Here is a 26,190-nt window from a genome sequence, read left to right as displayed (position 1 = left end):
CACAGTAGCGTAACGACGTCGGAGCGGACGCCCTTCGCGGCGTCCGCCACAATGCTTCACCTGACATGATCCTTGGTGCCGACTGAGGGCGGAACGATGAGCGATGTCATCCAAGCAGGTCGTGACGAACCACGCTGGCCTCCGGTGGTGGCGATCCTGGCGGTGTTCGCCCTATTGGAGGTGCTGCCACACCACATCTATGCCATGCCGCGATGGGTTTCATACGCGGTCGTAGTGGCAGCTATCGTTCCAATGATCATGGTAACGGTGTCCGCTGACAACGCTGTGTGGCTACGAATCGAGCACATCGCCATCATGCTGCTTGCCAGTGTCTACGCAGGCAATACGGCAGCGGAACTCGGAGATATGGTCGGGATCATTACCATCCACCCGCCCGAGACGCGATCAGTGTCGCTGTTGACGTCGTCATTTACCATCTGGATCACCAACGTTCTCACCTTCTCGCTGCTCTATTGGCAGATCGACGCGGGCGGCCCCTCGCGCATCGCGCGTGGGATGGCGGGAAGACCCGACTGGCTGTTTCCGCAGGCGTCGACTCCCGAAGTCGCGTCGCCAGACTGGCGGCCGCTCTACGTCGATTATCTATCACTGGCATTCAACACAGCGACCGCTTTCAGTCCGACGGACGTGCTGCCACTCACCCGACGTGCGAAGGGGCTGATGATGCTCGAAAGCACCATCTCGCTCCTGACACTCGTCCTCGTGGCCGCGCGTGCAGTCAACGTCATTCCGTAGCGCCTCGCCGGCGCCGCGGCCGTCCATTCGTGCCGAAGGGATCGAAGGTGCCCGTATGTCAGTGGAAGCCGATCAGCTTTCAACGATGATCAATCACGCGGTCGCACCGGCGTTCATGCTCAATGGCGTCGCGGCGATGGTGGCGGTTTTGGTCAATCGGATTTCCGGCGTCACCGAGCGGATCAGAAACCTCCGCGAGATCGACGAGAGTGACGTCCGAGCCCCGCTGAAGAAGGGAATCGGGGAGCTGAGGCGGCGTGAACGCCTCTTGAACAGCGCATTACACCTGGCGGTGCTGGCCGGAATCGGCGTGACGCTTCTGCTCCTCTTCGGCTTCGTCGTCGCGTTTCTGGGATACCGTCACGAACCGGGCGCCGCCGTACTGTTCATTGCGTCACTCTGCTTCCTGGCGGCGTCGCTCTTCCGACTCCTGCAGGACATCCGGCTGTCACAAAGTGAGCACGACGACCGTCAGTTGCGATGATCGCCGAACCGTTCAAGGCGACTCTCGCCGTCATTAGAAGTGGAACGAAACCCCGATGATCGGACCCTGCTGGACGACATCGAAGACAAACCCGTCGTTCTCGTAGTTGACGCCCAGTGCGCGGTATCCGGCCACTGCCGAGATGGTGTCGTTGAACTTGTAGCCGAGGCCGAGGCCCACGTCCCAGTCGACGTCGGCGCCGCCGCCGCCCACCAGCCCCCATCCCGTGACATAGATTTCCGGGGTGAAGAAGTAGTTCCCGCGCAGGCCGACGACCGCGTCCACCCACGTTGCGCTGTCTTCCCGCTCCACACCGGCCAGAAGTCCGCCGTTGAAGGAGATGTCCGTCTCGACCGACCAGACTTTCATGCCGCCGAACACGTCAAGGTGGCCATTCTGATCCTCGAGTACGGCGTAACCCACGCCGAGAAGTCCGGCAAAGGTCTCCGACGTCACGCCGACGCTGTCGGCGAAGATGCCGCGGGGCGTGTGCGCATCGGCACCCAGCTTGACGTAGATCACGTCGCCGACGACGCTGTAGCGGTCATACCTTGCTTCGGCCGTAGCCATGAAGGCGAAGTCGAGATTGTCGAGAATGTCGCCGAAATCGGCGTCGATGTTGACTTCGGGAAGCCCGAATTGCCGTAAGTCCCCGGAAATTCCGGCAGCCCAGAAGTATGGCGCGACCGTGAATTCCCAGCCGCTCCGGGTCTCGACCGTCTTCGCCTCCGGCGCGAGCGGTGTGAGATCGGCGGCATTGCCGAATGATGCGGCTGCGACGCCGGCTAGCAAGACAATCGCATGCAAGTAATTGGCTTTCATGAGAATCCCCCGATCTCGTTTGCCACCCAGCGGTGCTTCTGCCGCCGCAGCGTCCGAGCACGGATTCGTGCAAGAGGAAGTGGATCCTGGCAAGCTGAAATCGCTATTTTGGGTTGATTATCAGGCGGAATGGCCGAGATCTGTGGCCCGCCGGCCTCAGTCCTACGTGTTCCTCCGATGTCGAGGGAAAGGTCACGCCGCCTGGGCGGCGTGAGGCAGGTGGATGATCAATAGCAAGGCGGGAAGGGGTAGTAGCCGCATTGCGGATTGTTGTTGTAATAGGAATTGTAGTAATAGGGGCGGGCTGCTGCCGCTCCAATGGCTGTGCCGGCCACCACGCCCGCCGCGACGGGAGCGCCGCGATACCAGGCCCCGTGGTAGACGGGCGCATGCCAGTAAGTGCCGCCGACACGGTTGATGTTCGTGTCGCCGATATGGATGTCGTCTCCGCGGTAGCCGCCGCGGAAATCACCTCCCGCGAAGTCTCCGCCACGGAAACCGCCTCCGGCGAAGCTGCCGCCGCCGAAACCGCCTCCATGGAAGCCACCGAAACCACCTCCGCCGAAACTACCACCGAAGTGATCGATGAAGACGGCCGCCGGCCCGGTCGCCCCGCTTAGGCTTCCCTCCAAAACGGCGATGTCGAAGGTCAGTGTCGTGCCGTCAAGTTTCGGAGTCTTCAGCGTGACGACGGCATCGCTGACGTCCGATCCATCGCCGCCCAGCACCGACACAGTCGCATTGGGAGGATCGACAGCGAAGTTGTCCTTGCCGTCGTCCCATTGCATGATGAATTGTTCGGTCGTCACATGGCCAGCCGCCCGCACCGGCCGGTCGGCAAAAACGATCGAGTTGGCCGAAACGCCGGTCAGAACGAGCTTTCCGTTTTCGATTTTGGCGCCAGCCGAATTGATCACGGCCAATGACGGCACCGGACCTGTTGGCGTGACTTGGCCAATTGCTTTTTCGAGCGGTACATGCGGCTTCTTCGGGGCGTCCTGCGCAGAGACGGCGGAGGCCAGCGCAAAACTTCCGGCGAAGATGAGCATAGTAAGACGGTCGACTTTCATGGCGGTATCCTCCCAGTTGGGATGGGCAGAAAGCCCGTCACCTTTGGTGAACGTTGTTAAAGTCTGATGTCGTAAGCGCCGCCGGCTGAGGGGCGCGCGGTTCTAGTCCCTGAAGATCTGTTTCCAGTCGGATTTCATGTCGATCACGGTCCAGCCGGTGATCGCCGCCGCGTCGAGCGCCTTGTCGAGGCGGCCGAATTCGGTGTTGCGATCGTAGGCGTATTCTCGCTCCGCATCGGTGTGATGAACAAGCATCCCAAGCCGCGCCGGCGCGCCGGCCATCGTCGTCCACTGCAGCATTTCGAGATCGCCGTCGGAGTTGCCGAAAGCTGCTATCGGCCGGCGGCCGATCTGCTCGTTGATCCCGACCGGCTTGCCCGCCTTGTCATCGATGAAGTTGACTTCCGGCAGACGGTGCAAGGTCGGCGTGTCGTCCTGCATCTTGAACTCGGTCTTGATCGAGGAACCGATGACCTGCTCCGGCGGGACGCCGTAGACCTTCTCCGTCCACGGCCGCATGAACTCCACGCCGCCACCCGACACGATAAATGTCTTGAAACCGTTAGCGCGCAGGTAGGACAGCAGTTCGACCATCGGCTGGTAGACGAGCTCGGTGTAGGGCCGATTGAACTTTGGGTCGCGTGCCGTCGAAAGCCAGTCGGTGACAATCTTCTGGAAATCGTCGTTTGTCATTCCCGCATGCGTGACCATGATGAGGTCCAGGAGGCCTTTTTCACCCGAAGCGGCAAGCGTCTTCATATCACCTTCGAGTACCGCCTTGAACGGTTGCACGTTCTTCCATTCCGGATGTTGCGGAGCGAGCGTCTTGACCCGGTCCAAGGCGAAAGCAAGCTGGGTGTACATGGGATGTTCGACCCAAAGGGTCCCGTCATTGTCAAACACCGCAATGCGTTCGGGTTCCGGGACGAAGTCGGGCGAGCCCTGCTTGGTCACCTTCTCGATAAAGGCGACGATAGCCGCCTTGGGCGCGGTATCGTTCCAGGACGGAAGGGGCTCGCTCTGTGCGTAGGCGGGCGCAGCAAGGAAAAGTGTTGCGATGATAACCGGAATCACATCGCGTGCCGATTTGATGAGGTGGCGGATAACGAACATCGAGTGTACCCTCACGTGAGCGCGCGCCTGGTGAATTGCACTCCGTCCCGGCGCCGCCCAACTCTAGCGAATGTGATCGCCCTCCGATATTGCACTTTGGGGAATCGTCGGGATCCCATGGCAATCAACAGTGGTGTTTGGAACGGATGACACCACACCAAGAAGGTGTTATCGTCGCAAAGCTTTGGGGGGTGGACCAATGGCCTTGGGCAGCGGGGCAGGACGATTGCGATGCGCTGGCGCCTTGCTGGTGTCGCTCTTTCTGATGGCTTCGAACTGCTATGCCACCACTCCCGATACATCGCCCGCACTCCTCAATCGGCCGCCGCGCGTTCTCATACTTTATCCTTATGATGAGAGGATCGCGGCAACGACGGCTGCCGGAGAAGCGTTGCGCAGCCGCCTGCTGGAAGCGACAGACGGCAAGATCGATCTGTTTTCAGAGTTTCTTGATCTGGCGAGGTTTCCGGAAGCCGACCATGCCGCACGCATGGGACGATACCTGACAGAGAAGTATGCCGCTCGTCGCCCGGATGTGATCGTCGCCCTCGGGAAGGAGTCTGCCAGCTTCATATCGACAAACCGCGGAAGGATCGCTCCCAATGCGAAGATAGTCGCGGCAGGCTTCGGCAACTCCACCGCGGAGAACATCGATCTTCCGGATGACGTGATCGGGGCGTTCACGACATTCGACATTCTGAAGACAGCCGAAATGGCCCGTGGACTGCAGCCCAATGCCCGTCACCTTTACATCATCGGTGGATCGTCGGAGTTCGACCGGGGGTGGTTGGCGACGGCGCGCGCAGATCTCGACGAGTTCTCCAAGTCATACGAAACGACGTACCTGGAAAATCTGACGATCGAGGAATTCATCGAACGTGCAGCACATGTCCCCTCCGACAGTATCATCCTGGCGTTGACGGTCTTTAAGGATCGGGCGGGGCGGAATTTCATCCCGCGCGAAGCGATCAGGCAGATCGCGGCAACGGCCAGCGCACCTGTCTATGGCCCCTACCAGACCTACATCGACCATGGCGTCGTCGGTGGCAATACCGTCACATTTGATACTTTGGGGCAGACCGTCGGAAATCTTGTCATCGATGTCATAGCCGGCCGCCCGGTCTCGGATGTCCAGGCACCCCAGACAAACATCGTAGATGCTCGACAGCTCCGGCGTTGGGGGCTTGCGGAGGGGAATCTTCCTCCGGGGACTGTCAAGATGTACAGAGCGAAGAGCCTGTGGGAAGAACACTGGCTGGCGGCAACAGGAGTGCTCGGGGTCGTTCTGATGCAGGCGGGCATCATCGTAGCATTGTTGCTCGAACGACGTCGTCGCCAGGATGCGGAGAGCCGGTCTCGCCTTCACCTGCTGGAAGCCGTTCACCTCAACCAGTCGGCGACTGCCGGTGCCTTGTCTTCGTCGATTGCCCACGAACTGAACCAGCCTCTGTCGGCAATTCGAAACAATGCCGAGGCGGCGTCCGAGCTCCTTCGAAGTGGCAACCCCGATCGGGAGTTGATCCAGCAAATCCTTCTCGACATCCAGGCCGACGATCAGCGTGCGGGCGACATCATTGGCCGGATGCGAGGATTGCTCAAAAAGAGACGTGAGATCGATTGGCAGGTGTTCGACCTGAACGACGTCGCGTCGAGCGCTATCCGAATCATTCATGGCGATGCCGAGCGCAGAGGCATTACACTCAATACAAATCGGCCGGCGAGCGAGCTGCCGGTGCGGGCAGACAAGGTCCATGTGCAACAGGTCATCCTCAATCTGGCGACCAATGCGATGGACGCCATGATGGACGCCGATTCCGCCAAAAGGATCCTGACATTCGCGACAGGAATTGAGAAGCAGAGGGTCGAGCTCTGTGTTGTCGACACAGGCAACGGCATTCCTGAAGAGCGCCTGTCCAGCATCTTCGAGCCGTTCTATACGACCAAGAACGCAGGGACGGGGTTGGGTCTTTCCATATCGCGCGCCATCGTCGAGACCTATGGCGGCACGATCTCTGCGTACAACCGGCCTGAAGGCGGCGCCATCTTCCGGGTCGTCCTGCCTCTCGCCCGACGGGAGGCGCGAGGCGCATGAAACCAGTCGTTCATCTCGTAGACGACGACGAATCCTACCGAACGGCAACTGCACGGCTGCTCTGCGCATATGGTCTGAAGGTCGCGGCCTATGAATCCGGAGATCAGTTTCTCGCCTCCCTTCCAAGCTGCGAGCCGGGCTGCGTTCTTCTTGACCTACAGATGCCAGGTCAATCTGGTCTGCAAATACAGCGCCAGTTATGCGAACTGGCGCCGCTACTGCCAATCGTTTTCCTCACCGGCGAAGGAGACATAAAAGCCGGCGTCGACGCAATGAAAGCGGGCGCACAGGACTTCTTGGAGAAGCCGAGTTCGGTGGCGGTCCTGATGGAAACGATCGAGCGCGCGTTGGCTCAATATGAGAGGCGGCGGGCCGAGCACGAGCGTGTTCAGGAACTGAGGACATTGGTGGCGAGCTTGAGCGCGCGCGAAGCGGAAGTCTTCGAGCTGATCATCCGTGGCAAGCTCAACAAGCAGATCGCCTACGCCCTTGGCATATCGGAGCGGACGGTGAAGGTGCACCGCCATCAGGTCATGGAGAAGCTCGGAGTAGGATCGCTGGCGGAGGCTGTCTCAATGGCCGCCTACATCGGTCTTGACCTCGGACGCGGTATGGCCTCGGATGATCGACCCTCCCCTTAGGGCAATATCAAACAACCGCTGACACGCCTACGATAACCGACAACTGCGGATCTCGCGTACTGTCACGCATGGGGGCATGAGGTGGGAAAGCTGCGCCGCACTGTCGCCGTGGTCGATGATGATGCGAGCCTACGTCGAAGCGTCAGGCGGCTTCTCAACGCCTACGGCTTTCCGGCCATCGAGTATGCATCGGCGGAAGCCTTTCTCCGCCGCGACCCAGAGGCCTCGATCGACTGTCTCGTGCTGGATATCGATCTGGGCGGCATGTCCGGCATCGAATTGCAGCGCAGGCTGAAAGAGGCTGGATTGAAGTTGCCAGTGATCTTCATCACCGCCCTCGAAGACGACCGCCTGAAAACCGAGGCAGAGCAGGCAGGCAGCATCGCATACTTGCGTAAGCCCTTCGCAGGATCCGTCCTCATCGAAGCAGTCAAAAAGTCGGTGGGATTGTGAGTTCCGCATCGAGAGAAACGGACCCCGTTGTTCGTAAATTCGACGCCAAAGGAGAGCGAAGCATTAATTTACGCGGATTACGGCCTCGATGTATTTGTCGTCCCAGTTTGCGGTTTTGCGCTTGAGATTGATGGAATCTTTGCCGGGAGCGAGCCTGAGCCAATATCGCTCAGCACATGGACGTTGCGCGTCTCGATCCGATCGTGATCGCCATCCACGGTTCGATGCATGTCATGGAGGCAATCGGCGAAGCATCGCTCGATCTGTTCGGCTCCAAACAGTTTGACGTCATCATGCAGCGTGCCTTGATTGCCCTTCAGCGCCAAAATGTAGTCGGCTTGCTTGTCGATGATTTTGCAGGCGACCTCTCTCTGGCATCCCATGGCGTCGATCGTCACCACCGCGCCCTGGATCGAAAGCATGTCGATCAGTTTGGGGATGGCTGTGATTTCATTGGATTTCTCCGAGACCGTCACCCGTCCCAGGACCAGTTTCTGCCGCGCCGAGAACGCACTGAGCGTATGAAGCGCATCCTTGTTGCCCTTCGTGCCGGAGCGACGCGAGGTCTTGCCATCAATGGCGATGACCTCGGCTGGCTGGCCGGTCACCTCCGCTACTCATCGGGCAAATCAGCTCTGGAACGCCGCCACATCAAGGCTTGCGAGAATGACACCCAGTTGATCCTCACACGGCGTTCCATAGGCAAAGCGGCTGAAGCGGCGAAGAAACGCCAGCCGTTTTTCGCCAAACCAGGCAATCTCGCTTATGTAATTGCAGTCGCAGATCATCCCGACAAGGCAAAGAAGCAGAACCTCTTCAAGAGGATAGCGCACCTTCAGAGCTTGCCTCTTGTCCGGAAGCTCAGAGAAATACAAAAGAAAAACTATCCCTTCCGAAATCGTAGGCTGCAAATCCATCACCACACCTCCTATACGAATCAGAGGCCTCTCACGGATTCAAAGTTTTCACCCATTGTCTGCCGTTAACTCACCCGATTGCCCTGGGCACTGTCCTTGATCCGCTGGCTTTCCTGTGGTTGATGACGTCATCCGCAAGAAGCAGCCGTCATGTCCGAATCTCCCTCCACCCAGAATCCCCTCCAGGGCATGGCCATCATGGCCGGTGCCATGGCCATCCTGCCGACGATGGATGCGATCGCCAAATATATGGCGACCTTCGAGAGCATGTCGCCCGGACAGGTAACATTCTACCGCTTCTTCTTCCAGCTCGTCTGCACCCTGCCGATCCTCTTTGCCATGTTCGGCTTACAGGCGCTGTCGGCCAAGCGCCCATGGATGAACCTGTTGCGCGGCGCGCTGCATGGTGCGGCCAGCCTGCTCTTCTTCGTCGCGGTCAAATACATGCCGCTCGCCGACGTCTTCGCCATCTATTTCGTCGAGCCCTTCATGCTGACGGCGCTTTCGGCGCTGTTCCTGGGAGACAAGGTCGGCTGGCGTCGTTGGATGGCGATCGTCGTTGGTTTTGGCGGTGCCATGATCGTCATTCAGCCGAGCTACGAGATCTTCGGCCTGAAGGCGCTACTGCCGGTCTTCTGCGCCTTCCTCTTCTCACTTTATCTTTTCCTTAATCGCGCCATCGGCGAGGCGGATTCGCCGCTGACGATGCAGACCATGTCCGGCATCGGCGGCACGATCTTCATGGCGGGCGCAATGTTTGTCGGAAGCAGCCTCGGCAGTGCCGACTTCACGCCCTCCCTGCCCGCCTCCTGGCTTGGCCTCGTCCTGCTGCTGATCCTCGGCACGATCTCAGGCTATGCGCACATGCTGGTTGTTAAGGCTTTTCGCCTGGCGCCGCTGTCGCTGCTGGCGCCGTTCCAATATTTCGAGATCATTTCGGCGACCGTGCTCGGCTATGCCCTCTTCGGCGATTTTCCGAATGTTTCCAAATGGATCGGCATCGCCATCATCGTCGCATCGGGGCTTTTCATCATCTGGCGCGAGCGCTTGCAGGTGCGATCATTAAAATCCGCATGAAATGCCGCATCGGGGGTTAACCGTCCTTCTTGAGGGATCTTCAATTCGGCATCGATAAAACCATTTCCGACTTCATGATGAAGTCTGGAGATAAAACATGAGTGAGTTCCGTCTCGCTTTTCCGGCGTGCGTCGTCGCCGGGAAGCATCGGCTGACGGCCGAAGACATTGTCCTGCTGCGCAAACATACCTTTCCGGAGGGAATCCGGACATCCGATCATGTCGTGGTGATGTTGGCGCTCAATAGTTCCTGCCCCGAAAAATGCGCCGAATGGAACACGTTCTTCGTTGAACAGCTGGCAGGCTTCATCGTCGATTATACCTATCCGCAGGCATCGCTGGACGAGATCAATGTCGCTTGGATCATGCGCATGTTCACGACCGACGGCGTCGTCAATTCCGCGCTCGAGCTCGAGCTCATCCTGCATGTCATGGAACTCAGCGCCTATGTTCCCGATGAGCTGCGGGCTCTGGCGCTCGACCAGCTCCGCCTGGCGCTGTCAGAGGATATTGGTGGCTACAAGCTGACCCGCGCCACCGCCCGTGGAAGCATCACGCGCCAGGACGTCGACTATGTCATGCGGATTCTGAGAGGCGTCAGCGAAGGCGGTATCATCGGCGTTTCTCCGGTGGAATACGGAGTCCTGCAGCGTATCGAGGCAGCAACCCAGCCCGGCGCCAATCACCAGCGCTGGGGCGAGATCATGGCTGCCGTCGAACTCAGGGACTTTGCCGAACCCAGACGGAGCCGTTGGCTGCGCATCATCGATGAAGAGCCGGTCGTCGAAGCTGCCGTTGCCTGATCTGCCGATTCCTCAGCCCGATTGTGCGTTCCGGCTTTTTATGCGTAAAACTCAGGAACGCATTTCCTGGGTGGAGTCTCGATGTTCAAGAAAATCCTGATCGCGAATCGCGGCGAGATTGCCTGCCGCGTGATCAAAACCGCGCGCCGTATGGGCATTTCCACCGTTGCGGTCTATTCGGATGCCGATCGGGATGCCCTGCATGTCGAAATGGCCGATGAGGCCGTCCATGTCGGCCCTGCTCCGGCAGCCGAAAGCTATCTCGTCGCCGAGAAGATCATTGCTGCCTGCAAGGAGACCGGTGCTGAAGCCGTGCACCCCGGCTATGGCTTCCTGTCGGAACGCGCCTCCTTCTGCGAGGCGCTGGAAGAGCAAGGCATTATCTTCATCGGCCCGAAGCCCAAGGCCATCATGGCAATGGGCGACAAGATCGAATCGAAGAAATTCGCCAACGCTGCCAAGGTTTCGACGGTACCCGGCTATCTTGGTGTGATCGAAGATGCCGCACATGCCGAAAAGATCGCAGCCGAGATCGGCTATCCCGTGATGATCAAGGCATCGGCCGGCGGTGGCGGCAAGGGCATGCGCATTGCCTGGACGCAAGCGGAAGTGCGCGACGGTTTCGACCGCGCCCGCTCGGAAGCCAAAAGCTCCTTCGGTGACGACCGCGTGTTTATCGAAAAATATGTGGTCGATCCGCGTCATATCGAAATCCAGGTGCTGGCGGACGCCCACGGCAATGTCGTCTATCTCGGCGAGCGCGAATGCTCGATCCAGCGCCGGAACCAAAAGGTTGCCGAAGAGGCACCCTCGCCTTTCCTCGACGAGAAGACTCGGGCCGCCATGGGCGAACAGTCGGTGGCGTTGGCAAAGGCCGTCGACTATCAGAGCGCCGGCACGGTGGAGTTCATCGTCGACCGTGATCGCAATTTCTATTTCCTCGAAATGAACACCCGCCTGCAGGTAGAGCATCCTGTAACGGAACTCGTGACCGGCATCGACCTCGTCGAGCAGATGATCCGTGTCGCCGCCGGCGAAAAGCTGCCCTTCGCCCAGAAGGACATCAAGCTGAACGGCTGGGCGGTCGAAAGCCGCCTCTATGCCGAAGATCCCTACCGCAACTTCCTGCCCTCGATCGGCCGCCTGACGCGCTACCGCCCGCCGGCGGAAGGCCGCAACGGCGATGTGATCATCCGCAATGATACCGGCGTCTTCGAAGGTGCCGAAATCTCCATGTACTACGACCCGATGATCGCCAAGCTCTGCACCTGGGCGCCGAGCCGGCTGCAGGCGGTGGAGGCCATGGGACAGGCGCTCGACGCTTTCGTCGTCGATGGCATCGAGCATAATGTTCCCTTCCTGTCGGCGCTGATGAAACATCCGCGCTGGCGCGAAGGCCGTCTCTCCACCGGCTTCATATCGGAGGAATATCCAGACGGTTTCGCACCAATGGCACCCGACGCCTCGGAAGAGGCAGCCCTCGCCGCGATCGCCCTATCTGCTTCCCTGATCGATACCATCAGGCGCGAAGGCTTCGCCGATCGCCTGCGCCATCCGACCGGCCCGCTGCGCGAAGAATGGGTCGTCAAGCTCGGTAGCAGCTATGTGCCGGTTAAACTTATCGATGGCCTCGTCACCATTCCCTTTGAAATGGAAATGGAAGTCGGCGGCCGAACGGAAACAATTGTCACCGATTGGAGACCGGGCGATCCGGTCTGGCGCGGCAGGATCGCCAGCCGTCCGGTGACGGCGCAGATCCGCCCGATCCTGAATGGCCTGCGCATCGATTGGCAGGGTCTGTCGGTCAAGGCGCGCGTCTTTACGCCCCGCCATGCCGAGCTTGACCGCCTGATGCCCGTCAAGCTGCCGCCTGATACGTCCAAGCTGCTGCTCTGCCCCATGCCCGGTCTCGTCGTCTCGATTGCCGTATCTGAGGGCCAGGAGGTCAAGGCGGGCGAAACGCTTGCCGTCGTCGAAGCCATGAAGATGGAAAACGTGCTGCGCGCCGAGCGTGACCTCGTCGTCGGCAAGATCAAGGCCGCTCCCGGCGAAAGCCTCGCGGTCGATGCCGTCATTATGGAATTCGCCTGAGGCGAAGCCGATGTTCAGAAGGCGCTAGGCAAAGCCGATTTTCAGAAAGCGCTCAAGGTCTTTTTCCGCTTGAGCCACCCTTGTCGGGCGTGCAAGAGTCGCGCTCGCAAATCACGAGGAGATGGAAGATGGATGTTCGCGCCGCCGTTGCCGTTCAGGCAGGAAAACCCCTTGAGGTCATGACCGTTCAGCTGGAAGGCCCCAAGGCCGGCGAAGTGCTGATCGAGGTCAAGGCGACGGGCATCTGCCACACCGATGACTTCACCCTCTCCGGTGCCGATCCGGAAGGCCTCTTCCCGGCGATCCTCGGCCATGAAGGCGCCGGCATCGTCGTCGACGTCGGCCCCGGCGTCACCTCGGTGAAGAAGGGTGACCACGTCATTCCGCTCTACACGCCGGAATGCCGCGAGTGCTATTCCTGCACCTCGCGCAAGACCAATCTCTGCACCTCGATCCGCGCGACCCAAGGCCAGGGCGTGATGCCCGATGGCACCTCGCGCTTCTCGATCGGCAAGGACAAGATCCACCATTACATGGGCTGCTCGACCTTCGCGAACTTCACCGTTCTGCCGGAAATCGCGCTGGCCAAGATCAATCCCGACGCCCCCTTCGACAAGGTCTGCTACATCGGCTGCGGCGTCACGACCGGCATCGGCGCCGTCATCAATACCGCCAAGGTCGAGATCGGCTCGACCGCCATCGTCTTCGGTCTCGGCGGCATCGGTCTCAATGTTCTGCAGGGCCTGCGCCTTGCCGGTGCCGACATGATCATCGGTGTCGATATCAACACCGACCGCAAGGCATGGGGCGAGAAGTTCGGCATGACGCATTTCGTCAATCCGAAGGAGGTCGGCGACGACATCGTGCCTTACCTCGTCAACATGACGAAGCGCCATGGCGACCTGATCGGCGGCGCCGATTACACCTTCGACTGCACCGGCAACACCAAGGTCATGCGCCAGGCGCTGGAATCCAGCCACCGCGGCTGGGGCAAGTCCATCATCATCGGCGTTGCCGGCGCCGGCCAGGAGATTTCGACGCGTCCCTTCCAGCTGGTCACCGGCCGTAACTGGATGGGCACGGCCTTCGGCGGCGCTCGTGGCCGCACCGACGTACCGAAGATCGTCGACTGGTACATGGAGGGCAAGATCCAGATCGACCCGATGATCACCCACACCATGCCGCTCGAAGACATCAACAAGGGCTTCGATCTCATGCATAAGGGTGAAAGCATCCGCGGCGTCGTGGTCTATTGATGGGCGCAATTGCTTACAAGGTCGACCTCAAGGGTCTCGACGAGCTCTCCGCGCGGGAGCTCTACGATCTCCTGAGGATGCGTGTCGACGTCTTCGTCGTCGAGCAGAACTGCCCCTACCCTGAACTGGACGGCAAGGACATCGACGCCCTGCATCTGCGGCTGCTGGATGACGGCGAACTACTCGGCTCGACGCGGGTCCTGAAGCCATACAGCGCGCAGGATCCGGTAAAGATCGGCCGCGTCGTCGTCTCGCCCACCCACCGGGGCAAGCGGCTAGGCGATGCGCTGATGACGGAATCGATCGTCGTCTGCGAGCGGCTTTATCCGGAAAATCCCATTGCCTTGTCGGCGCAGGCGCATCTGCGCCGCTTCTACGAATCCTTCGGTTTCGTGAAAACCTCGGAGGAATATCTGGAAGACGGCATTCCCCATATCGACATGGTCCGCCAGCCGGCCACCCAGCCGGCGTGAGGATATCGCCATGATCTATGTCGATGCGGATGCCTGCCCCGTCAAACCTGAAATCCTGAAAGTGGCCGAACGCCTCGGCATGGAAGTGACCTTCGTCGCCAATTCGGGCCTTCGCCCGTCCCGCGATCCGATGGTGCGCAACGTCATCGTCTCCAACGCCGCCTTCGACGCTGCCGACAATTGGATTGCCGACAATACCGGCCCAACGGATGTCGTCGTCACTGCCGACGTGCCGCTTGCGGTCCGTTGCGTCGCCAAGGGCTCCTTTGTCACTGGCCCGACCGGTCGCGTCTTCGATGAAACCAATATCGGCATGGCAAGCGCCATGCGCGATCTCGGCGCCCATCTGCGCGAGACCGGCGAGAGCAAGGGCTACAATGCGGCTTTCAGCCCCAAGGATCGTTCGCGTTTCCTCGAAACCTTCGATCGTCTCTGCCGCCGCGCGAAGAACGCCTGATTGCCGCTCCGGAATCGGGTGGCATGGCAGCTATGCCAATTCCTAACTTGAAGTCAGCCGTTCCCTCGTCCATATCGAATGTGACGCAGACGACTGCGGCGCTCGGGTTTGCCCGGTCGCAAAAGTCGCGGGGACGGCCTCGCTCTTGACAAGGAGAGTATGATGGCCTGGTTTCTGCTTTTTCTCGCTGGCCTTTTTGAATGCGGCTGGGCAATTGGTCTGAAATATACCGATGGCTTCACCCGCCCGATGCCGACGATCCTTACGGTCATTTCCATGGTGGTGAGTGTCATCCTGCTCGGTCTTGCCGTCAAAAGCCTGCCGATCGGCACGGCTTATGCGATCTGGACCGGTATCGGCACGGTCGGCACTGTGCTGCTCGGCGTCTGGCTTCTGGGCGATGCGGCAAGCGCCTCGCGCCTGATCTGCATTACGCTGATCGTCGCCGGCATTGCCGGCCTCAAGCTGACGGCCTGAAATAGAAATATCTCAAATGAAGAAGAGGCTGCGGGCGATAAACCCGCAGCCTTTTTGTTAGAGCGCCGTGCGTTCATTCGGACGCACAAAGGACGCTCTACCTCTCTGAATCTACGCAGTCGCGTTTCTGTTGTCGACGGACCATGCGCCGGCACCGGCAAAGAACAGGTAGAGGAAGATGAAGCAGAACAGGATCGCGGCGTCGCCCTGGTTGAGAGCCGGGAAGAAGCTGTGCGGCATATGCGCCATGAAATAGGCGATCGCCATTTCACCCGCCAGCAGGAAGGCCACCGGCCGCGTCGCAAAGCCGATGAGGATGAGAATGCCGCCGAAGGTTTCCAGCAGTGCCGCAATCAGGGACAGCGTCGAAAGCGGGCCATCGCCCTGCGCGGCCGGGAAGCCGAAAAGCTTCATCGTGCCGTGCTCGATGAACAGAAGCGCGGTCATGATTCTGAGAGCGGCCAGACCATAGGGGCGGTAGGCAGACAGACGCTCGAAAGTTGACATAAAGACTCTCCTTAAGGGTGTGCCGCCGAGCGTTACCGCGTCTCTAACAGGGATTGAAGACACGGATTGCTGACGGGCGTTCACAACTTCGACAGTGGATAAACACCTGACGGGCCTCTTTTATTCGATCACAGCGGGATGTTGTCGTGCTTCTTCCAGGGATTGCTGAGATCCTTGTTCTTCAGCATCCTCAGGCCTCGCGCCAGCCGCCGCCGCGTCGAATGCGGCATGATCACCTCATCAATATAGCCGCGCTCGGCTGCGACGAACGGCGACAGGAAGCGGTCCTCGTACATCTTCGTATGCGCGGCAATCTTTTCGGGATCGGCGATGTCCTTGCGGAAGATGATCTCCACCGCCCCCTTGGCGCCCATGACGGCGATCTGCGCCGTCGGCCAGGCATAGTTGAGATCGCCGCGCAGATGTTTCGATGCCATCACGTCATAGGCGCCGCCGAAGGCCTTGCGGGTAATGACGGTCAGCTTCGGCACCGTCGCCTCGGCATAGGCAAAGAGCAGCTTGGCGCCATGCTTGATGAGCCCGCCATACTCCTGCGCCGTGCCCGGCAGGAAACCCGGCACATCGACGAAGGTGACGATCGGAATGTTGAAGCAGTCGCAGAAGCGCACGAAACGCGCCGCCTTGCGTGAGGCATCGCTGTCAAGCACGCCGGCCAGTACCATCGGCTGGTTGGCGACGAAACCCACCGTCGAGCCCTCGATGCGCCCGAATGCGCAGACGATGTTCTTGGCAAAGCTCGCCTGGATCTCGAAGAAATCCCCCTCGTCCGCCACCTTCTGGATCAATTCCTTGATGTCGTAGGGCTTGTTGGCATTCGCTGGGATCAGCGTGTCCAGCGAATTGTCGGTATCGGTCACCGATTGGTAACATTCGATCTCAGGCACCGGCGATGTGTTCGACTGCGGCAGGAAATCGATGAGCCGGCGCACTTGGCTGAGCGTATCGACATCATTGTCATAGGCGCCGTCGGCAATCGACGAGCGCGTCGTATGCACGCTCGCGCCGCCGAGCTCTTCCGCCGTCACGGTCTCGTTGGTGACGGTCTTCACGACGTCGGGACCAGTCACGAACATGTAGGACGTATCGCGCACCATGAAGATGAAATCGGTCATGGCGGGTGAATAGACGTCGCCGCCGGCGCATGGCCCCATGATGACCGAGATCTGCGGAATGACGCCTGAGGCCAGCACATTGCGCTGGAAGACCTCGGCATAACCGCCGAGTGCCGCAACACCCTCCTGAATACGAGCGCCGCCCGCATCGTAGATGCCGATAATAGGCGCGCGGTTCTTCAGCGCCATATCCTGCACCTTGATGATCTTCTCGGCATGAGCTTCCGAGAGCGAACCGCCAAAGACGGTGAAATCCTTGGCGAAGACGAAGACGGTACGGCCGTTGACCGTGCCCCAGCCGGTCACCACGCCGTCGCCGGCAATGCGGCTCTTGTCCATGCCGAAATCGGTGGAGCGGTGCTCGACGAACATGTCGAACTCCTCGAAGGAGCCTTCGTCGAGGAAGAGGTCGATGCGTTCGCGCGCCGTCAGCTTGCCGCGCTGGTGCTGCGCGTCGATGCGCATCTGTCCGCCGCCGAGACGGGCGATGCCACGGCGGCGTTCGAGCTCTTCCAGAATATCCTTCATGATCTCCCCTCGCCGCTTGCCGCGGTTTGTATGGCAGTTAGGACAATTCCAGCAAAACCGTGAAACGGTTTTCCGTTCGGAATTGCGTCAGAACTATCGCCCGCTGAGTGCAAAGGCGGAGCGTACGCGCGCTGCGATATCTTCCGCCAGAATGTCGTCGGCGAGCTTCGGGTCGGCGGTCATGCTTGTGACTTCGAAGGAGGTGACGGCGATGACCGATCCATCCTCCACGGAGGCGGCATCGACGCTGACCTTTGCGACGTTGCGGTCTTTCTGGAAGCCGAGACCCTTCGTGACGGAAACGATGCGGATCGTCAGCACCACGCGCGGCAATTCCGTTGTGCGGACCGTCGCGCGAATGGCGGCGTTGACGCGATCACTGATGCCGGAGAGCAGTTCCCCCGACATGGTCGTGCCTGACAGCACGACGGCACTGCGCACGTCATAGACAGGCTTTTCCTGCTTCTTCGGCATGAGGCTGGCACAGGCCGTCAGCGCCACGCAAACAAGCGCTATCAGGCAAAATCTCGACCTCAGCCAGTTCATTCCAAATTCCCGCAAAAACCCCGTCCAGAGTCGCAGATTTCGTCATAAAGGCCATGAAGGCAATATGATTCAGGCCCTTAGCGCGAAAAAAACATCGGTCGCTGCCTTGAAATCCTCAAAACGCTTGGCGCGGCGCTGTTCGGCTTCCTCGTCGCTCCCCCAGTGTTCGATGGTCCAGTCTTCGTCGAGATGGGCGAGCGACCAGGCTTCATCGGGCGTGATCTGGTCTTCGGCGATGGCAAGCGCCAGGAGCGCCGAACCGGTCAGCGTCGTCACCGTATGGAGAGTTGCCAGCTCCAGTGCACTGTCATGCCGGCGCAGCGCCGAACCGAAGGCGGCGATCGCCTCGCGCGGCTGTTCGTGATGCATCACGCCCTCGATGAGAATGAAGCGCGCGCCGAGATCGGCAGCCGCCCAGTCGAGTACCGGGTCCCAGCGCTCTCTCTGTCGCTCGACCAGCTTTTCCGGATCATCGGCGCGGTAGCACAGCAGGTCGCTGGAGGAGAACCGCAGGATGTCTTCGAAGACAGCCTGCGTGTCGGTGGCGACGCCGTCGATCGCCGTGTTGACGAGGCGCGTCACCGGCATCCGCGACGGATCGATCACCTCGGTCTGCGCGTCCCATTCGGCGGCGACAAGCCTTGCCAGCACCTCATTCGGCAGCGCCAGCACTTGCCGGGCCGGCGTCCGCACGGCCTTGCCATCGAGCGTAATGGCGAAGCCATCTTCAATCGGCTCGACGGAAACCGTCTGGTAGAAGCGCTTCGGCAGAGGCTTCTTCATCTGGATCTGCGCGCGGCGGATGGGATCGGGATGGCTCAGGCCTTCGGAAAGGTCGTTCAGCAGATCGCGCATGGGCTCACCTCAGGAAAAATGGCGCAATATCTCGTTCGGATGATAGGCGATCGCATCGGCGCCGTTGGCGATCAGCTCATCCACGCTGGCATAGCCCCAGGCAACGCCGATCGCCTTGGCGCCGGCAGCCTTTGCCATCTGCATATCGTAGATCGCATCACCAATGACAATGGCATCGGCCGCATTCATGCCGGTTTCGTCGCAGCACTCGCTCACCATAGCCGGATGCGGCTTGGAGGGGCAGTCGTCGGCGGTACGTGCGACGACGAAATGTTTGTCGAAGCCGTGCGTCTCCATGACGAGCTTCAGCCCGCGCCTGGATTTGCCCGTCACCGCGCCGATCAGCAGATCCTCGCGCCCGCTGAGCGCATCGATCATCTCACGAATGCCGGCAAACAGCGGCTCCCGGTAATCGAGATCCTGTCGCACGACCGTAAACAGCGATTTGTAATGCGCAGTCATGTCGATATCTTCCTGCTCGACATGCGGCTTGCCCTGCATGCGCGCGATGGCGATATCGAGGGTCAGGCCGATGATGGCCTTGGTGTCTTCGAATCGAGGCTCCGGCTTGCCGAACTTATCGAAGGTGCGGCGCATCGTTTCGTGGATCAGCCCGGCGCTGTCGACCAGCGTGCCGTCGCAATCAAAAAGCGCGAGTTTCATTCGCTGTCCCTTTCAGCGCCGGCAAGGTCGAGACCGAGAAGGTTCCAGGTTTGCACCATATGCGGCGGCAGTGGTGCGCTGACGCGCAGGCGCCCGCCCGAGGGGTGCGGGATATCGATATGGCGCGCGTGCAGATGCAGCCGCTTCTGGATGCCGCCGGGAAAATCCCAATTCGGATCCTCGTCGAAATATTTGGGATCGCCGATGATCGGGTGGCCGATATGCAGCGCATGGACGCGCAGCTGGTGGGTACGCCCGGTATAGGGCTCCATCTCCAGCCATGCGAGATTCTGCGCCGCCGTCTCCAGCACGCGATAGTAGGAAATCGCATGATCGGCGCCATCCTCGCCGTGTTTGGCGATGCGCATGCGATCACCATCGGCCGTCGGCTCCTTGACGAGCCAGGTCGAGATCTTGTCCTCATGCTTGCGCGGCACGCCTTTGACCAGCGCCCAATAGGTCTTCTTGGTGTCGCGCTCGCGGAAGGCGGCCGTCAGCTTCTGGGCGGCACCACGCGTGCGGGCGATGACGAGCACGCCCGACGTATCGCGGTCGAGGCGGTGCACGAGGCGCGGCTTCTCGCCCTTCGGGCTGGTCCATGCTTCGAGCATCTGGTCGATATGCCTGGCGACGCCGGAGCCGCCCTGCACCGCGAGTCCGGGCGGCTTGTTGAGGACGATGACCTTCTCGTCCTGATGCAGCACCATGCGTGAGAGAAGCTCGAAATCGGTCGAATGCTTGAGATCCTTGCCGGCGATCGGCCCGGACTTCACCTTGGCATCCACGTCGAGCGGCGGCACACGCACCATCTGGCCGGGCTGTATACGAGCATCCGACTTGACGCGGCCGCCATCGACACGCACCTGGCCGGATCGCAGCAGCTTCTGCAGCGGACCGAAGCCGAGCCCCGGATAGTGGATCTTGAACCAGCGGTCGAGCCGCATGCCCGCTTCATCGGGCTCCACCTTGATGTGTTCTATGCCTGCCATGGAATTCTTTCGGAAAATACGGGCGCGATCGAAGCCGGCGCCTCTCTTGCCGCTGCCTTTAGAGCATTTTTCAGAAAACGGAAATCGGAATCGAAATCAGAGCAGCACGCGCATCGGGCCGAGGCCGCCATAATATCCCGGAAGCGGACCGATTGCGCCGCCGACAGCGCCGAGGACAACCTGGACCATGCGTCCGGTGTGTTGCGATTCCAGCCTGATGCCAATCGCCTCTGTGGAATTCTTACCATCCGGTAAAATGCGAATGATTTTCTTAAGCCGAATGCGAAGGTCGTACCGGTATGACGGGCGCATGACTCAGCTTGTTTCCATATCCGCGAACACCGCTGCTCTTGCCTTCGACACCCTGCGCATTCCTCAGCGCGTGGCGACCGGCACGGCCATACGCGAGGCCCGCAAGATTGTGGAACGTCAGCTCAATCCGAGCGGCGAAGATCCGGAAGAAACCACCAACATCATCCAGAATACGGAAGTCGCGCTTGATCTCATGACCAAGGGCTTTCGCCAGCCGCAGGCCGGCTTGAAGCAGGCCCTGCAGTCTTACGAGGATGTCTGAGATCCAGGTTTTTGCTGGGAGGAGCAAAGCCCGCGCATTGTCGCGGGCTTTTTGTTTTTCAGCGCTTATTTGCCCTGTGCCGACAGAACATTCAGCACCAGATCGATCTTGCCGGCCTTTTCGAAGGTCAGCGTGACCGGCACCTTGTCCCCCTGCTTGAACGGCGTCTTCACCTTCTGGAACATCAGATGCAGATTGCCGGGCGCAAGCTCGACGGTCTGGCCGGCGGGAATGGCGATCCCGTCCTTGAGCTGACGCATCTTCATGACGTTGCCCTGCATGGCCATTTCGTGGATCTGCACTTCGCCCGATGTCGGCGACGTGACCGAAACCAAGCGGTCGTCGGCTGAACCAGTGTTCCTGACGGTGAAGAAGCCGCTGCCCACGGGCTGGCCGGGCAGCATCGCCTTGGCGAATCCGCCGGAAATTTCGAGATCGCCGGCCTTCACCACCTCACCGCCGACGGCCATGTTCATGGAGCCCATGCCGCTCATGTCCATGCCCTGCATGTGCTGATGGTCCTGGGCGAGTGCTGATCCGGCAAAGCCGCAGGCACAAAGGAGGGCTGTAAAACCAAACGTCCTGACAATGTTCATCGATTATCTCCTCGCTTTGCGTCGCGTTAGCCAATTTCGCCCGCAAATGCAAAAGCCCATTTGCCACGCATCGCAACCGGCTTCTTTGAGGCGCGACAAAAATTTGTGCGTCACCGACATTTCGCTTGCCAAGGCCCGCCGCCCCCGGATAATTGCCGCAACCTTGTTGGGAGAAGCCGGTACGCGATACCGGTGCCGAAGGAGCAACCGCCCCGGAAACTCTCAGGCAAAAGGACCACAAGGGGCAGACGGAACTCTGGAGAGAGGCGTTCTCGAAACGTCCGCCGAAGGGATAACAATCTCAGGCACAGGGACAGAGGGGGCTCAAGGAGACAAGGCGCAACCGCGCCTTCAGTTTTGAGCCCGCGCCCGGACTATCCGGCGCAAACCCCGGAGGCGTCGTTTGGACGATACTGCTGCCCTCAAGAAAACCCCGCTTCACGCGCTGCATCTGTCGCTCGGCGCTCGCATGGTGCCCTTCGCAGGTTATGACATGCCGGTGCAATATCCGGCCGGCGTCATGAAGGAGCACCTTCAGACCCGTGCCGCCGCCGGCCTGTTCGATGTCTCCCATATGGGCCAGGTCATCATTAAGGCGAAGTCCGGCAAGTATGAGGATGTGGCTCTAGCGCTGGAAAGCCTCGTACCTGTCGATATCCTCGGCCTTGCCGAGGGCCGCCAGCGCTACGGCTTCTTCACGGATGAGAATGGCGGTATTCTCGACGACCTGATGATCACCCATCTCGACGACCATCTTTTCGTCGTCGTCAACGCCGCTTGCAAGGAGCAAGATCTCGCGCACTTGCAGAGGCATCTCTCCGATACTTGCGACATAACCCTCCTCGACCGCGCCTTGATCGCTCTTCAAGGCCCGCGTGCCGTGGAAGCGCTCGCCGAACTCTGGGCCGATGTCGCCGCAATGAAATTCATGGACGTGCGCCACTGCCGCCTGCACGATGTTTCCTGTCTCGTCTCGCGTTCGGGCTATTCCGGCGAAGACGGTTTCGAAATCTCCATTCCCGCCGAGAAGGCCGTTGACGTCACCAACCGGTTGCTCGAGCATCCCGATGTCGAGCCGATCGGCCTCGGCGCCCGCGACTCGCTGCGTCTCGAAGCCGGTCTCTGCCTCTATGGCAACGATATCGACACGACGACCTCGCCGGTCGAAGCCGCCATCGAATGGGGCATGCAGAAGGCCCGCCGCACCGGTGGCGCTCGCGCCGGCGGTTTCCCGGGTGCCGCGCGCATTCTTGGCGAACTGGATAACGGCGTTTCCCGCAAGCGCGTCGGCCTGAAGCCCGAAGGCAAGGCGCCGGTGCGCGGCCATGCCAAGCTCTATGCCGATGCGGAAGGCAAGACCGAGATCGGCGAAGTCACCTCGGGTGGTTTCGGCCCCTCCGTCGAAGGCCCCGTCGCCATGGGCTACGTGCCGGTCTCCCATGCGGGAGTAGGCACACAGGTCTATGCCGAAGTGCGCGGCAAGTACCTGCCGGTGACCGTCTCTGCCCTTCCCTTCATTAAGCCGACCTACAAACGCTGACCCCTATTGCGAGAGGATTTTTCCATGCTGAAATTTACCCAGGAACATGAATGGCTGAAACTCGAAGGCGATGTCGCGACCGTCGGCATCACCACCTATGCTGTCGAGCAGCTCGGTGACCTCGTCTTCGTGGAACTGCCTGAAGTCGGCGCCACCTTCTCCAAGAACGACGATGCGGCGACCGTCGAATCCGTCAAGGCAGCGTCCGAAGTCTACTGCCCGCTCGATGGCGAAATCGTCGAGGTCAATCCGGCGATCGTTGCCGATCCCTCGCTCGTCAATTCGGATCCTCAAGGCGCCGGCTGGTTCTTCAAGCTCAAGCTGAAGAGCCTCTCCGATGTCGACGGCCTGCTCGATGAAGCGGCCTATAAGGAGCTGACTGCGTAATGACGACGCCTACCGAATTCCAGTTCACCGACTATCAGCCCTATGACTTCGCCAATCGTCGTCATATTGGCCCCTCGCCGTCTGAAATGTCGGATATGCTCGGTGTTATCGGCTACAAGAGCCTGGATGCGCTGATCGACGCGACCGTGCCGCCCGCCATCCGCCAGAAGGCGCCGCTCCTCTGGGGTGCGCCGATGACGGAGCGCGAAGCGCTCGACAAGCTGCGCGAAACCGCCAACAAGAACAAGGTTCTGACCTCGCTGATCGGCCAGGGCTATTACGGCACGATCACGCCGCCGGTCATCCAGCGCAACATCCTGGAAAACCCTGCCTGGTACACGGCCTATACGCCCTACCAGCCGGAAATTTCGCAGGGCCGCCTCGAAGCGCTGCTGAATTATCAGACGATGATCTGCGACCTGACCGGCCTCGATGTCGCCAACGCGTCGCTGCTCGATGAGGCGACGGCTGCTGCCGAAGCCATGGCCATGGCCGATCGCGTCGCCAAGTCGAAGGCCAAGTCCTTCTTCGTCGATGCCGATTGCCATCCGCAGACCATCGCTCTCATCCGCACCCGCGCCGAACCGCTCGGCTGGACTGTTATCGTCGGCAACCCCTTCAGCGATCTCGATCCGGTTGATGTCTTCGGCGCGATCTTCCAGTATCCGGGTACGCACGGCCATGTACATGACTATACCGGACTGATTTCCCGCCTGCACCAGACGGGCGCCATCGCCGTCGTCGCCGCCGATATCCTGTCGCTCACGCTTCTGAAGTCGCCGGGTGAAATGGGTGCCGATATCGCCATCGGTTCCTCGCAGCGTTTTGGCGTTCCTGTCGGTTACGGTGGTCCGCATGCGGCCTACATGTCGGTCAAGGATGCCATCAAGCGCTCAATGCCCGGCCGTCTCGTCGGCGTTTCCGTCGATGCCCGCGGCAACCGCGCCTACCGCCTGGCGCTGCAGACGCGTGAACAGCATATCCGCCGCGAAAAGGCGACGTCGAACATCTGTACCGCGCAGGTTCTGCTCGCCGTCATGGCCTCCATGTACGCCGTCTTCCATGGTCCCAAGGGCATCAAGGCGATCGCCCAGCAGGTCCACCAGAAGGCAGTGCTGATGGCCAAGGGCTTGGAAAAGCTCGGCTACAAGGTCGAGCCGGACACTTTCTTCGACACGATCACCGTCGACGTCGGCCACATGCAGGGTCTGATCCTGCGCGCAGCCGTCGCCGAAGGCGTGAACCTGCGCAAGGTTGGCGAGACGAAGATCGGCATGTCGCTCGACGAGCGTACGCGTCCGGCGACGCTCGAAGCCGTCTGGCGTGCCTTCGGGGGCAATTTCCAGGTTGCCGATTTCGAACCGTCCTATCGCCTGCCGAAAGATCTGCTGCGCACCAGCGAATACCTGACGCATCCGATCTTCCACATGAACCGCGCCGAAAGCGAAATGACCCGCTACATCCGCCGGCTCTCCGACCGCGATCTGGCGCTGGACCGCTCGATGATCCCGCTCGGCTCCTGCACGATGAAGCTGAACGCGACGGCGGAAATGCTGCCGATCACCTGGCCGGAATTTTCCGACATCCATCCTTTCGTGCCGGCAGACCAGGCGCTTGGCTACCGCGAAATGATCGATGACCTCACGGAAAAGCTCTGCGCCGTCACCGGCTATGACGCTTTCTCCATGCAGCCGAATTCCGGCGCGCAGGGCGAATATGCAGGCCTCCTGACCATCCGCAACTATCACATTGCCAATGGCCAGGGTCACCGCGACGTCTGCCTCATCCCGACCTCGGCGCATGGCACCAACCCGGCATCCGCCCAGATGGCCGGCATGAAGGTCGTCGTCGTCAAGGTCCGTGAAAACGGCGATATCGACCTCGACGATTTCCGCGCCAAGGCGGAAGAACATGCGGCAAACCTCTCCTGCTGCATGATCACCTATCCGTCGACGCACGGCGTCTTTGAGGAAACCGTCAAGGAAATCTGCGACCTCGTGCATATCAATGGCGGCCAGGTCTATCTCGACGGCGCCAACATGAACGCCATGGTCGGCCTGTCTCGCCCCGGTGACATCGGCTCTGATGTCTCGCATCTCAACCTGCACAAGACCTTCTGCATCCCGCATGGCGGCGGCGGTCCGGGCATGGGTCCGATCGGCGTCAAGGCGCACCTGGCGCCGCACCTGCCCGGCCATCCCGAAGCCGACGGTCGTTCGGGCGCGGTTTCGGCAGCAGCTTTCGGTTCGGCCTCCATTCTGCCGATCTCCTGGAGCTACTGCCTGATGATGGGCGGCGAAGGCCTGACGCAGGCAACGAAGGTGGCAATCCTCAACGCCAACTACATCGCTGCCCGCCTCAAGGGCGCTTACGACGTGCTCTACAAGTCGCAGGCTGGCCGTGTGGCGCATGAATGCATCATCGACACCCGTCCGCTGGTCGACAGCGCCGGCGTCACCGTCGACGATGTTGCCAAACGCCTCATCGACTGCGGCTTCCATGCTCCGACCATGAGCTGGCCGGTTGCCGGCACGCTGATGATCGAGCCGACCGAGTCCGAAACCAAGGCCGAACTCGACCGCTTCTGCGAAGCGATGCTGGCGATCCGGCAGGAAGCCCGCGATATCGAGGAAGGCCGTTCGGACAAGCTGAACAACCCGCTGAAGAACGCCCCGCACACGGTCGAAGACCTCGTCGGCGAATGGGACCGCCCCTATTCGCGCGAACAGGCCTGCTTCCCGCCCGGCGCTTTCCGCGTCGACAAGTACTGGTCGCCGGTCAACCGCGTCGACAACGTCTATGGCGACCGCAACCTGATCTGCACCTGCCCGCCGGTCGAGGCCTACGCAGAAGCTGCGGAATAGCAGCCGGGCCAGACGCCAGAAGCGCAA

The 26,190-nt window shown here is 60.5% G+C and carries 27 protein-coding genes, 1 pseudogene and 1 riboswitch; of the genes and pseudogenes, 16 read left to right on the top strand and 12 right to left on the bottom strand.

The window, feature by feature from the left end; genetic code table 11:
* The first annotated feature begins 96 nt into the window (after positions 1–96).
* Both FHT82_RS23160 and FHT82_RS23155 read left to right on the top strand, forming a co-directional pair.
* Positions 97–756 carry a hypothetical protein gene (locus FHT82_RS23160; protein WP_183735008.1) on the top strand — a complete coding sequence of 220 codons (660 nt, stop codon included), beginning with the start codon at positions 97–99 and terminating at the stop codon, positions 754–756.
* A gap of 55 nt (positions 757–811) precedes the next feature.
* Positions 812–1,240, top strand: a complete 429-nt coding sequence (locus FHT82_RS23155; RefSeq protein ID WP_183735007.1) for a DUF2721 domain-containing protein — start codon at positions 812–814, stop codon at positions 1,238–1,240.
* 33 nt (positions 1,241–1,273) lie between these two features.
* On the opposite strand, the gene FHT82_RS23150 is transcribed toward FHT82_RS23155, so the two are convergent.
* From FHT82_RS23150 to FHT82_RS23140, 3 genes are all read right to left on the bottom strand, one after another.
* The gene (locus tag FHT82_RS23150; protein WP_183735006.1) at positions 1,274–2,062 is read right to left on the bottom strand and encodes a hypothetical protein; all 789 of its coding nucleotides are present in this window, start codon (positions 2,060–2,062) and stop codon (positions 1,274–1,276) included.
* Between the two features lie 227 nt (positions 2,063–2,289).
* Positions 2,290–3,132, bottom strand: coding sequence for a hypothetical protein (locus tag FHT82_RS23145; protein ID WP_183735005.1), 843 nt, complete (start codon positions 3,130–3,132; stop codon positions 2,290–2,292).
* Positions 3,133–3,234: 102 nt separating this feature from the next.
* Entirely contained in the window at positions 3,235–4,245 is a 1,011-nt protein-coding gene (locus tag FHT82_RS23140; protein ID WP_183735004.1) for an HAD family hydrolase, read from the bottom strand.
* Between the two features lie 199 nt (positions 4,246–4,444).
* On the opposite strand from FHT82_RS23140, the gene FHT82_RS23135 reads away from it, so the two are divergent.
* The 3 genes from FHT82_RS23135 to FHT82_RS23125 all read left to right on the top strand — a co-directional run bounded on the left by FHT82_RS23135 (position 4,445) and on the right by FHT82_RS23125 (position 7,431).
* Entirely contained in the window at positions 4,445–6,337 is a 1,893-nt protein-coding gene (locus FHT82_RS23135) for a sensor histidine kinase (RefSeq protein ID WP_183735003.1), read from the top strand.
* Positions 6,334–6,978 carry a response regulator transcription factor gene (locus FHT82_RS23130; RefSeq protein ID WP_183735002.1) on the top strand — a complete coding sequence of 215 codons (645 nt, stop codon included), beginning with the start codon at positions 6,334–6,336 and terminating at the stop codon, positions 6,976–6,978. The genes FHT82_RS23135 and FHT82_RS23130 overlap by 4 nt, the downstream gene beginning before the upstream one ends.
* 81 nt (positions 6,979–7,059) lie before the next feature.
* A complete protein-coding gene (locus FHT82_RS23125) occupies positions 7,060–7,431 on the top strand; it encodes a response regulator (RefSeq protein WP_183735001.1) in 372 nt (123 codons plus the stop codon).
* A 77-nt stretch (positions 7,432–7,508) separates the two neighbouring features.
* Here FHT82_RS23125 and FHT82_RS23120 read toward each other — a convergent pair whose 3' ends face one another.
* Together FHT82_RS23120 and FHT82_RS23115 are read right to left on the bottom strand one after the other, a co-directional pair.
* A complete protein-coding gene (locus tag FHT82_RS23120) occupies positions 7,509–8,039 on the bottom strand; it encodes an ISAs1 family transposase (protein ID WP_183735000.1) in 531 nt (176 codons plus the stop codon).
* A 21-nt stretch (positions 8,040–8,060) separates the two neighbouring features.
* Positions 8,061–8,348 (bottom strand): transposase family protein, encoded by a 288-nt coding sequence (locus tag FHT82_RS23115; RefSeq protein ID WP_183734999.1) that lies wholly within the window; start codon positions 8,346–8,348, stop codon positions 8,061–8,063.
* 150 nt (positions 8,349–8,498) lie between these two features.
* On the opposite strand from FHT82_RS23115, the gene FHT82_RS23110 reads away from it, so the two are divergent.
* The 7 genes from FHT82_RS23110 (at position 8,499) to sugE (ending at position 14,981) form a co-directional block, all read left to right on the top strand.
* Entirely contained in the window at positions 8,499–9,425 is a 927-nt protein-coding gene (locus FHT82_RS23110) for a DMT family transporter (protein WP_183734998.1), read from the top strand.
* A gap of 97 nt (positions 9,426–9,522) precedes the next feature.
* Positions 9,523–10,227: a hypothetical protein gene (locus FHT82_RS23105; protein WP_183734997.1), complete on the top strand. Its 705-nt coding sequence runs from the start codon at positions 9,523–9,525 to the stop codon at positions 10,225–10,227.
* A gap of 81 nt (positions 10,228–10,308) precedes the next feature.
* Positions 10,309–12,318 (top strand): acetyl/propionyl/methylcrotonyl-CoA carboxylase subunit alpha, encoded by a 2,010-nt coding sequence (locus FHT82_RS23100; protein ID WP_183734996.1) that lies wholly within the window; start codon positions 10,309–10,311, stop codon positions 12,316–12,318.
* 128 nt (positions 12,319–12,446) lie between these two features.
* Positions 12,447–13,574, top strand: a complete 1,128-nt coding sequence (locus FHT82_RS23095) for an S-(hydroxymethyl)glutathione dehydrogenase/class III alcohol dehydrogenase (protein WP_183734995.1) — start codon at positions 12,447–12,449, stop codon at positions 13,572–13,574.
* Positions 13,574–14,047 carry a GNAT family N-acetyltransferase gene (locus FHT82_RS23090; RefSeq protein WP_183734994.1) on the top strand — a complete coding sequence of 158 codons (474 nt, stop codon included), beginning with the start codon at positions 13,574–13,576 and terminating at the stop codon, positions 14,045–14,047. Before FHT82_RS23095 ends, FHT82_RS23090 begins: the two co-directional genes overlap by 1 nt.
* Before the next feature lie 10 nt (positions 14,048–14,057).
* Positions 14,058–14,504, top strand: coding sequence for a YaiI/YqxD family protein (locus FHT82_RS23085; protein ID WP_183734993.1), 447 nt, complete (start codon positions 14,058–14,060; stop codon positions 14,502–14,504).
* 162 nt (positions 14,505–14,666) lie between these two features.
* Entirely contained in the window at positions 14,667–14,981 is a 315-nt protein-coding gene (gene sugE / locus FHT82_RS23080) for a quaternary ammonium compound efflux SMR transporter SugE (protein WP_183735106.1), read from the top strand.
* A 111-nt stretch (positions 14,982–15,092) separates the two neighbouring features.
* On the opposite strand, the gene FHT82_RS23075 is transcribed toward sugE, so the two are convergent.
* The 6 genes from FHT82_RS23075 to FHT82_RS23050 form a co-directional block, all read right to left on the bottom strand.
* Entirely contained in the window at positions 15,093–15,488 is a 396-nt protein-coding gene (locus FHT82_RS23075; RefSeq protein ID WP_183734992.1) for a DoxX family protein, read from the bottom strand.
* 128 nt (positions 15,489–15,616) lie between these two features.
* Complete coding sequence (locus tag FHT82_RS23070; protein WP_183734991.1) at positions 15,617–17,149, bottom strand: acyl-CoA carboxylase subunit beta; 1,533 nt, start codon at positions 17,147–17,149, stop codon at positions 15,617–15,619.
* A 93-nt stretch (positions 17,150–17,242) separates the two neighbouring features.
* Positions 17,243–17,695, bottom strand: a complete 453-nt coding sequence (locus tag FHT82_RS23065; RefSeq protein ID WP_183734990.1) for a hypothetical protein — start codon at positions 17,693–17,695, stop codon at positions 17,243–17,245.
* 69 nt (positions 17,696–17,764) lie between these two features.
* Complete coding sequence (locus tag FHT82_RS23060) at positions 17,765–18,550, bottom strand: ATP12 family chaperone protein (RefSeq protein WP_183734989.1); 786 nt, start codon at positions 18,548–18,550, stop codon at positions 17,765–17,767.
* 9 nt (positions 18,551–18,559) lie between these two features.
* Positions 18,560–19,213 (bottom strand): HAD-IA family hydrolase, encoded by a 654-nt coding sequence (locus tag FHT82_RS23055; RefSeq protein WP_183734988.1) that lies wholly within the window; start codon positions 19,211–19,213, stop codon positions 18,560–18,562.
* On the bottom strand, positions 19,210–20,202 hold the full coding sequence (locus FHT82_RS23050; protein WP_183734987.1) for an RluA family pseudouridine synthase: 993 nt from the start codon (positions 20,200–20,202) through the stop codon (positions 19,210–19,212). Before FHT82_RS23050 ends, FHT82_RS23055 begins: the two co-directional genes overlap by 4 nt.
* Before the next feature lie 310 nt (positions 20,203–20,512).
* Between FHT82_RS23050 and FHT82_RS23045 the strand changes: the two genes are divergently transcribed.
* A complete protein-coding gene (locus FHT82_RS23045; protein ID WP_183734986.1) occupies positions 20,513–20,776 on the top strand; it encodes a hypothetical protein in 264 nt (87 codons plus the stop codon).
* A gap of 65 nt (positions 20,777–20,841) precedes the next feature.
* Here the strand turns inward: FHT82_RS23045 and FHT82_RS23040 are convergent.
* Positions 20,842–21,297: pseudogene (locus FHT82_RS23040) on the bottom strand (copper chaperone PCu(A)C); the annotation flags it as partial.
* A gap of 231 nt (positions 21,298–21,528) precedes the next feature.
* Positions 21,529–21,620: riboswitch (glycine riboswitch) on the top strand.
* A 155-nt stretch (positions 21,621–21,775) separates the two neighbouring features.
* On the opposite strand from FHT82_RS23040, the gene gcvT reads away from it, so the two are divergent.
* From gcvT to gcvP, 3 genes are read left to right on the top strand one after another with little or no spacing between them, the layout of a single operon-like run.
* Complete coding sequence (gene gcvT / locus FHT82_RS23035) at positions 21,776–22,912, top strand: glycine cleavage system aminomethyltransferase GcvT (protein ID WP_183734984.1); 1,137 nt, start codon at positions 21,776–21,778, stop codon at positions 22,910–22,912.
* 24 nt (positions 22,913–22,936) lie between these two features.
* Positions 22,937–23,299, top strand: a complete 363-nt coding sequence (gene gcvH, locus FHT82_RS23030) for a glycine cleavage system protein GcvH (RefSeq protein WP_183734983.1) — start codon at positions 22,937–22,939, stop codon at positions 23,297–23,299.
* Positions 23,299–26,163, top strand: coding sequence for an aminomethyl-transferring glycine dehydrogenase (gcvP, locus tag FHT82_RS23025; protein ID WP_183734982.1), 2,865 nt, complete (start codon positions 23,299–23,301; stop codon positions 26,161–26,163). Before gcvH ends, gcvP begins: the two co-directional genes overlap by 1 nt.
* Positions 26,164–26,190 lie beyond the last annotated feature (27 nt).

It is taken from the genome of Rhizobium sp. BK275 (genome assembly GCF_014193555.1).
Lineage (GTDB): Bacteria > Pseudomonadota > Alphaproteobacteria > Rhizobiales > Rhizobiaceae > Rhizobium.
Note: the sequence above shows the minus strand (reverse complement) of the source record. Positions and strands in the feature narration are given on the sequence as shown.

Excerpts from the sequence above, each read along its gene's own strand:
- FHT82_RS23045 (WP_183734986.1), top strand. The coding sequence starts at position 20,513 with ATGACTCAGCTTGTTTCCATATCCGCGAACACCGCTGCTCTTGCCTTC.
- FHT82_RS23160 (WP_183735008.1), top strand. The coding sequence starts at position 97 with ATGAGCGATGTCATCCAAGCAGGTCGTGACGAACCACGCTGGCCTCCG.
- gcvP (WP_183734982.1), top strand. The coding sequence starts at position 23,299 with ATGACGACGCCTACCGAATTCCAGTTCACCGACTATCAGCCCTATGAC.
- FHT82_RS23155 (WP_183735007.1), top strand. The coding sequence starts at position 812 with ATGTCAGTGGAAGCCGATCAGCTTTCAACGATGATCAATCACGCGGTC.
- FHT82_RS23085 (WP_183734993.1), top strand. The coding sequence starts at position 14,058 with ATGATCTATGTCGATGCGGATGCCTGCCCCGTCAAACCTGAAATCCTG.
- FHT82_RS23055 (WP_183734988.1), bottom strand. The coding sequence starts at position 19,213 with ATGAAACTCGCGCTTTTTGATTGCGACGGCACGCTGGTCGACAGCGCC.
- FHT82_RS23145 (WP_183735005.1), bottom strand. The coding sequence starts at position 3,132 with ATGAAAGTCGACCGTCTTACTATGCTCATCTTCGCCGGAAGTTTTGCG.
- FHT82_RS23090 (WP_183734994.1), top strand. The coding sequence starts at position 13,574 with ATGGGCGCAATTGCTTACAAGGTCGACCTCAAGGGTCTCGACGAGCTC.
- FHT82_RS23105 (WP_183734997.1), top strand. The coding sequence starts at position 9,523 with ATGAGTGAGTTCCGTCTCGCTTTTCCGGCGTGCGTCGTCGCCGGGAAG.
- FHT82_RS23130 (WP_183735002.1), top strand. The coding sequence starts at position 6,334 with ATGAAACCAGTCGTTCATCTCGTAGACGACGACGAATCCTACCGAACG.
- FHT82_RS23050 (WP_183734987.1), bottom strand. The coding sequence starts at position 20,202 with ATGGCAGGCATAGAACACATCAAGGTGGAGCCCGATGAAGCGGGCATG.
- FHT82_RS23100 (WP_183734996.1), top strand. The coding sequence starts at position 10,309 with ATGTTCAAGAAAATCCTGATCGCGAATCGCGGCGAGATTGCCTGCCGC.
- FHT82_RS23135 (WP_183735003.1), top strand. The coding sequence starts at position 4,445 with ATGGCCTTGGGCAGCGGGGCAGGACGATTGCGATGCGCTGGCGCCTTG.
- FHT82_RS23065 (WP_183734990.1), bottom strand. The coding sequence starts at position 17,695 with ATGAACTGGCTGAGGTCGAGATTTTGCCTGATAGCGCTTGTTTGCGTG.
- FHT82_RS23150 (WP_183735006.1), bottom strand. The coding sequence starts at position 2,062 with ATGAAAGCCAATTACTTGCATGCGATTGTCTTGCTAGCCGGCGTCGCA.
- sugE (WP_183735106.1), top strand. The coding sequence starts at position 14,667 with ATGGCCTGGTTTCTGCTTTTTCTCGCTGGCCTTTTTGAATGCGGCTGG.
- FHT82_RS23095 (WP_183734995.1), top strand. The coding sequence starts at position 12,447 with ATGGATGTTCGCGCCGCCGTTGCCGTTCAGGCAGGAAAACCCCTTGAG.
- FHT82_RS23070 (WP_183734991.1), bottom strand. The coding sequence starts at position 17,149 with ATGAAGGATATTCTGGAAGAGCTCGAACGCCGCCGTGGCATCGCCCGT.
- FHT82_RS23060 (WP_183734989.1), bottom strand. The coding sequence starts at position 18,550 with ATGCGCGATCTGCTGAACGACCTTTCCGAAGGCCTGAGCCATCCCGAT.
- gcvH (WP_183734983.1), top strand. The coding sequence starts at position 22,937 with ATGCTGAAATTTACCCAGGAACATGAATGGCTGAAACTCGAAGGCGAT.
- FHT82_RS23110 (WP_183734998.1), top strand. The coding sequence starts at position 8,499 with ATGTCCGAATCTCCCTCCACCCAGAATCCCCTCCAGGGCATGGCCATC.
- FHT82_RS23115 (WP_183734999.1), bottom strand. The coding sequence starts at position 8,348 with ATGGATTTGCAGCCTACGATTTCGGAAGGGATAGTTTTTCTTTTGTAT.
- FHT82_RS23140 (WP_183735004.1), bottom strand. The coding sequence starts at position 4,245 with ATGTTCGTTATCCGCCACCTCATCAAATCGGCACGCGATGTGATTCCG.
- FHT82_RS23075 (WP_183734992.1), bottom strand. The coding sequence starts at position 15,488 with ATGTCAACTTTCGAGCGTCTGTCTGCCTACCGCCCCTATGGTCTGGCC.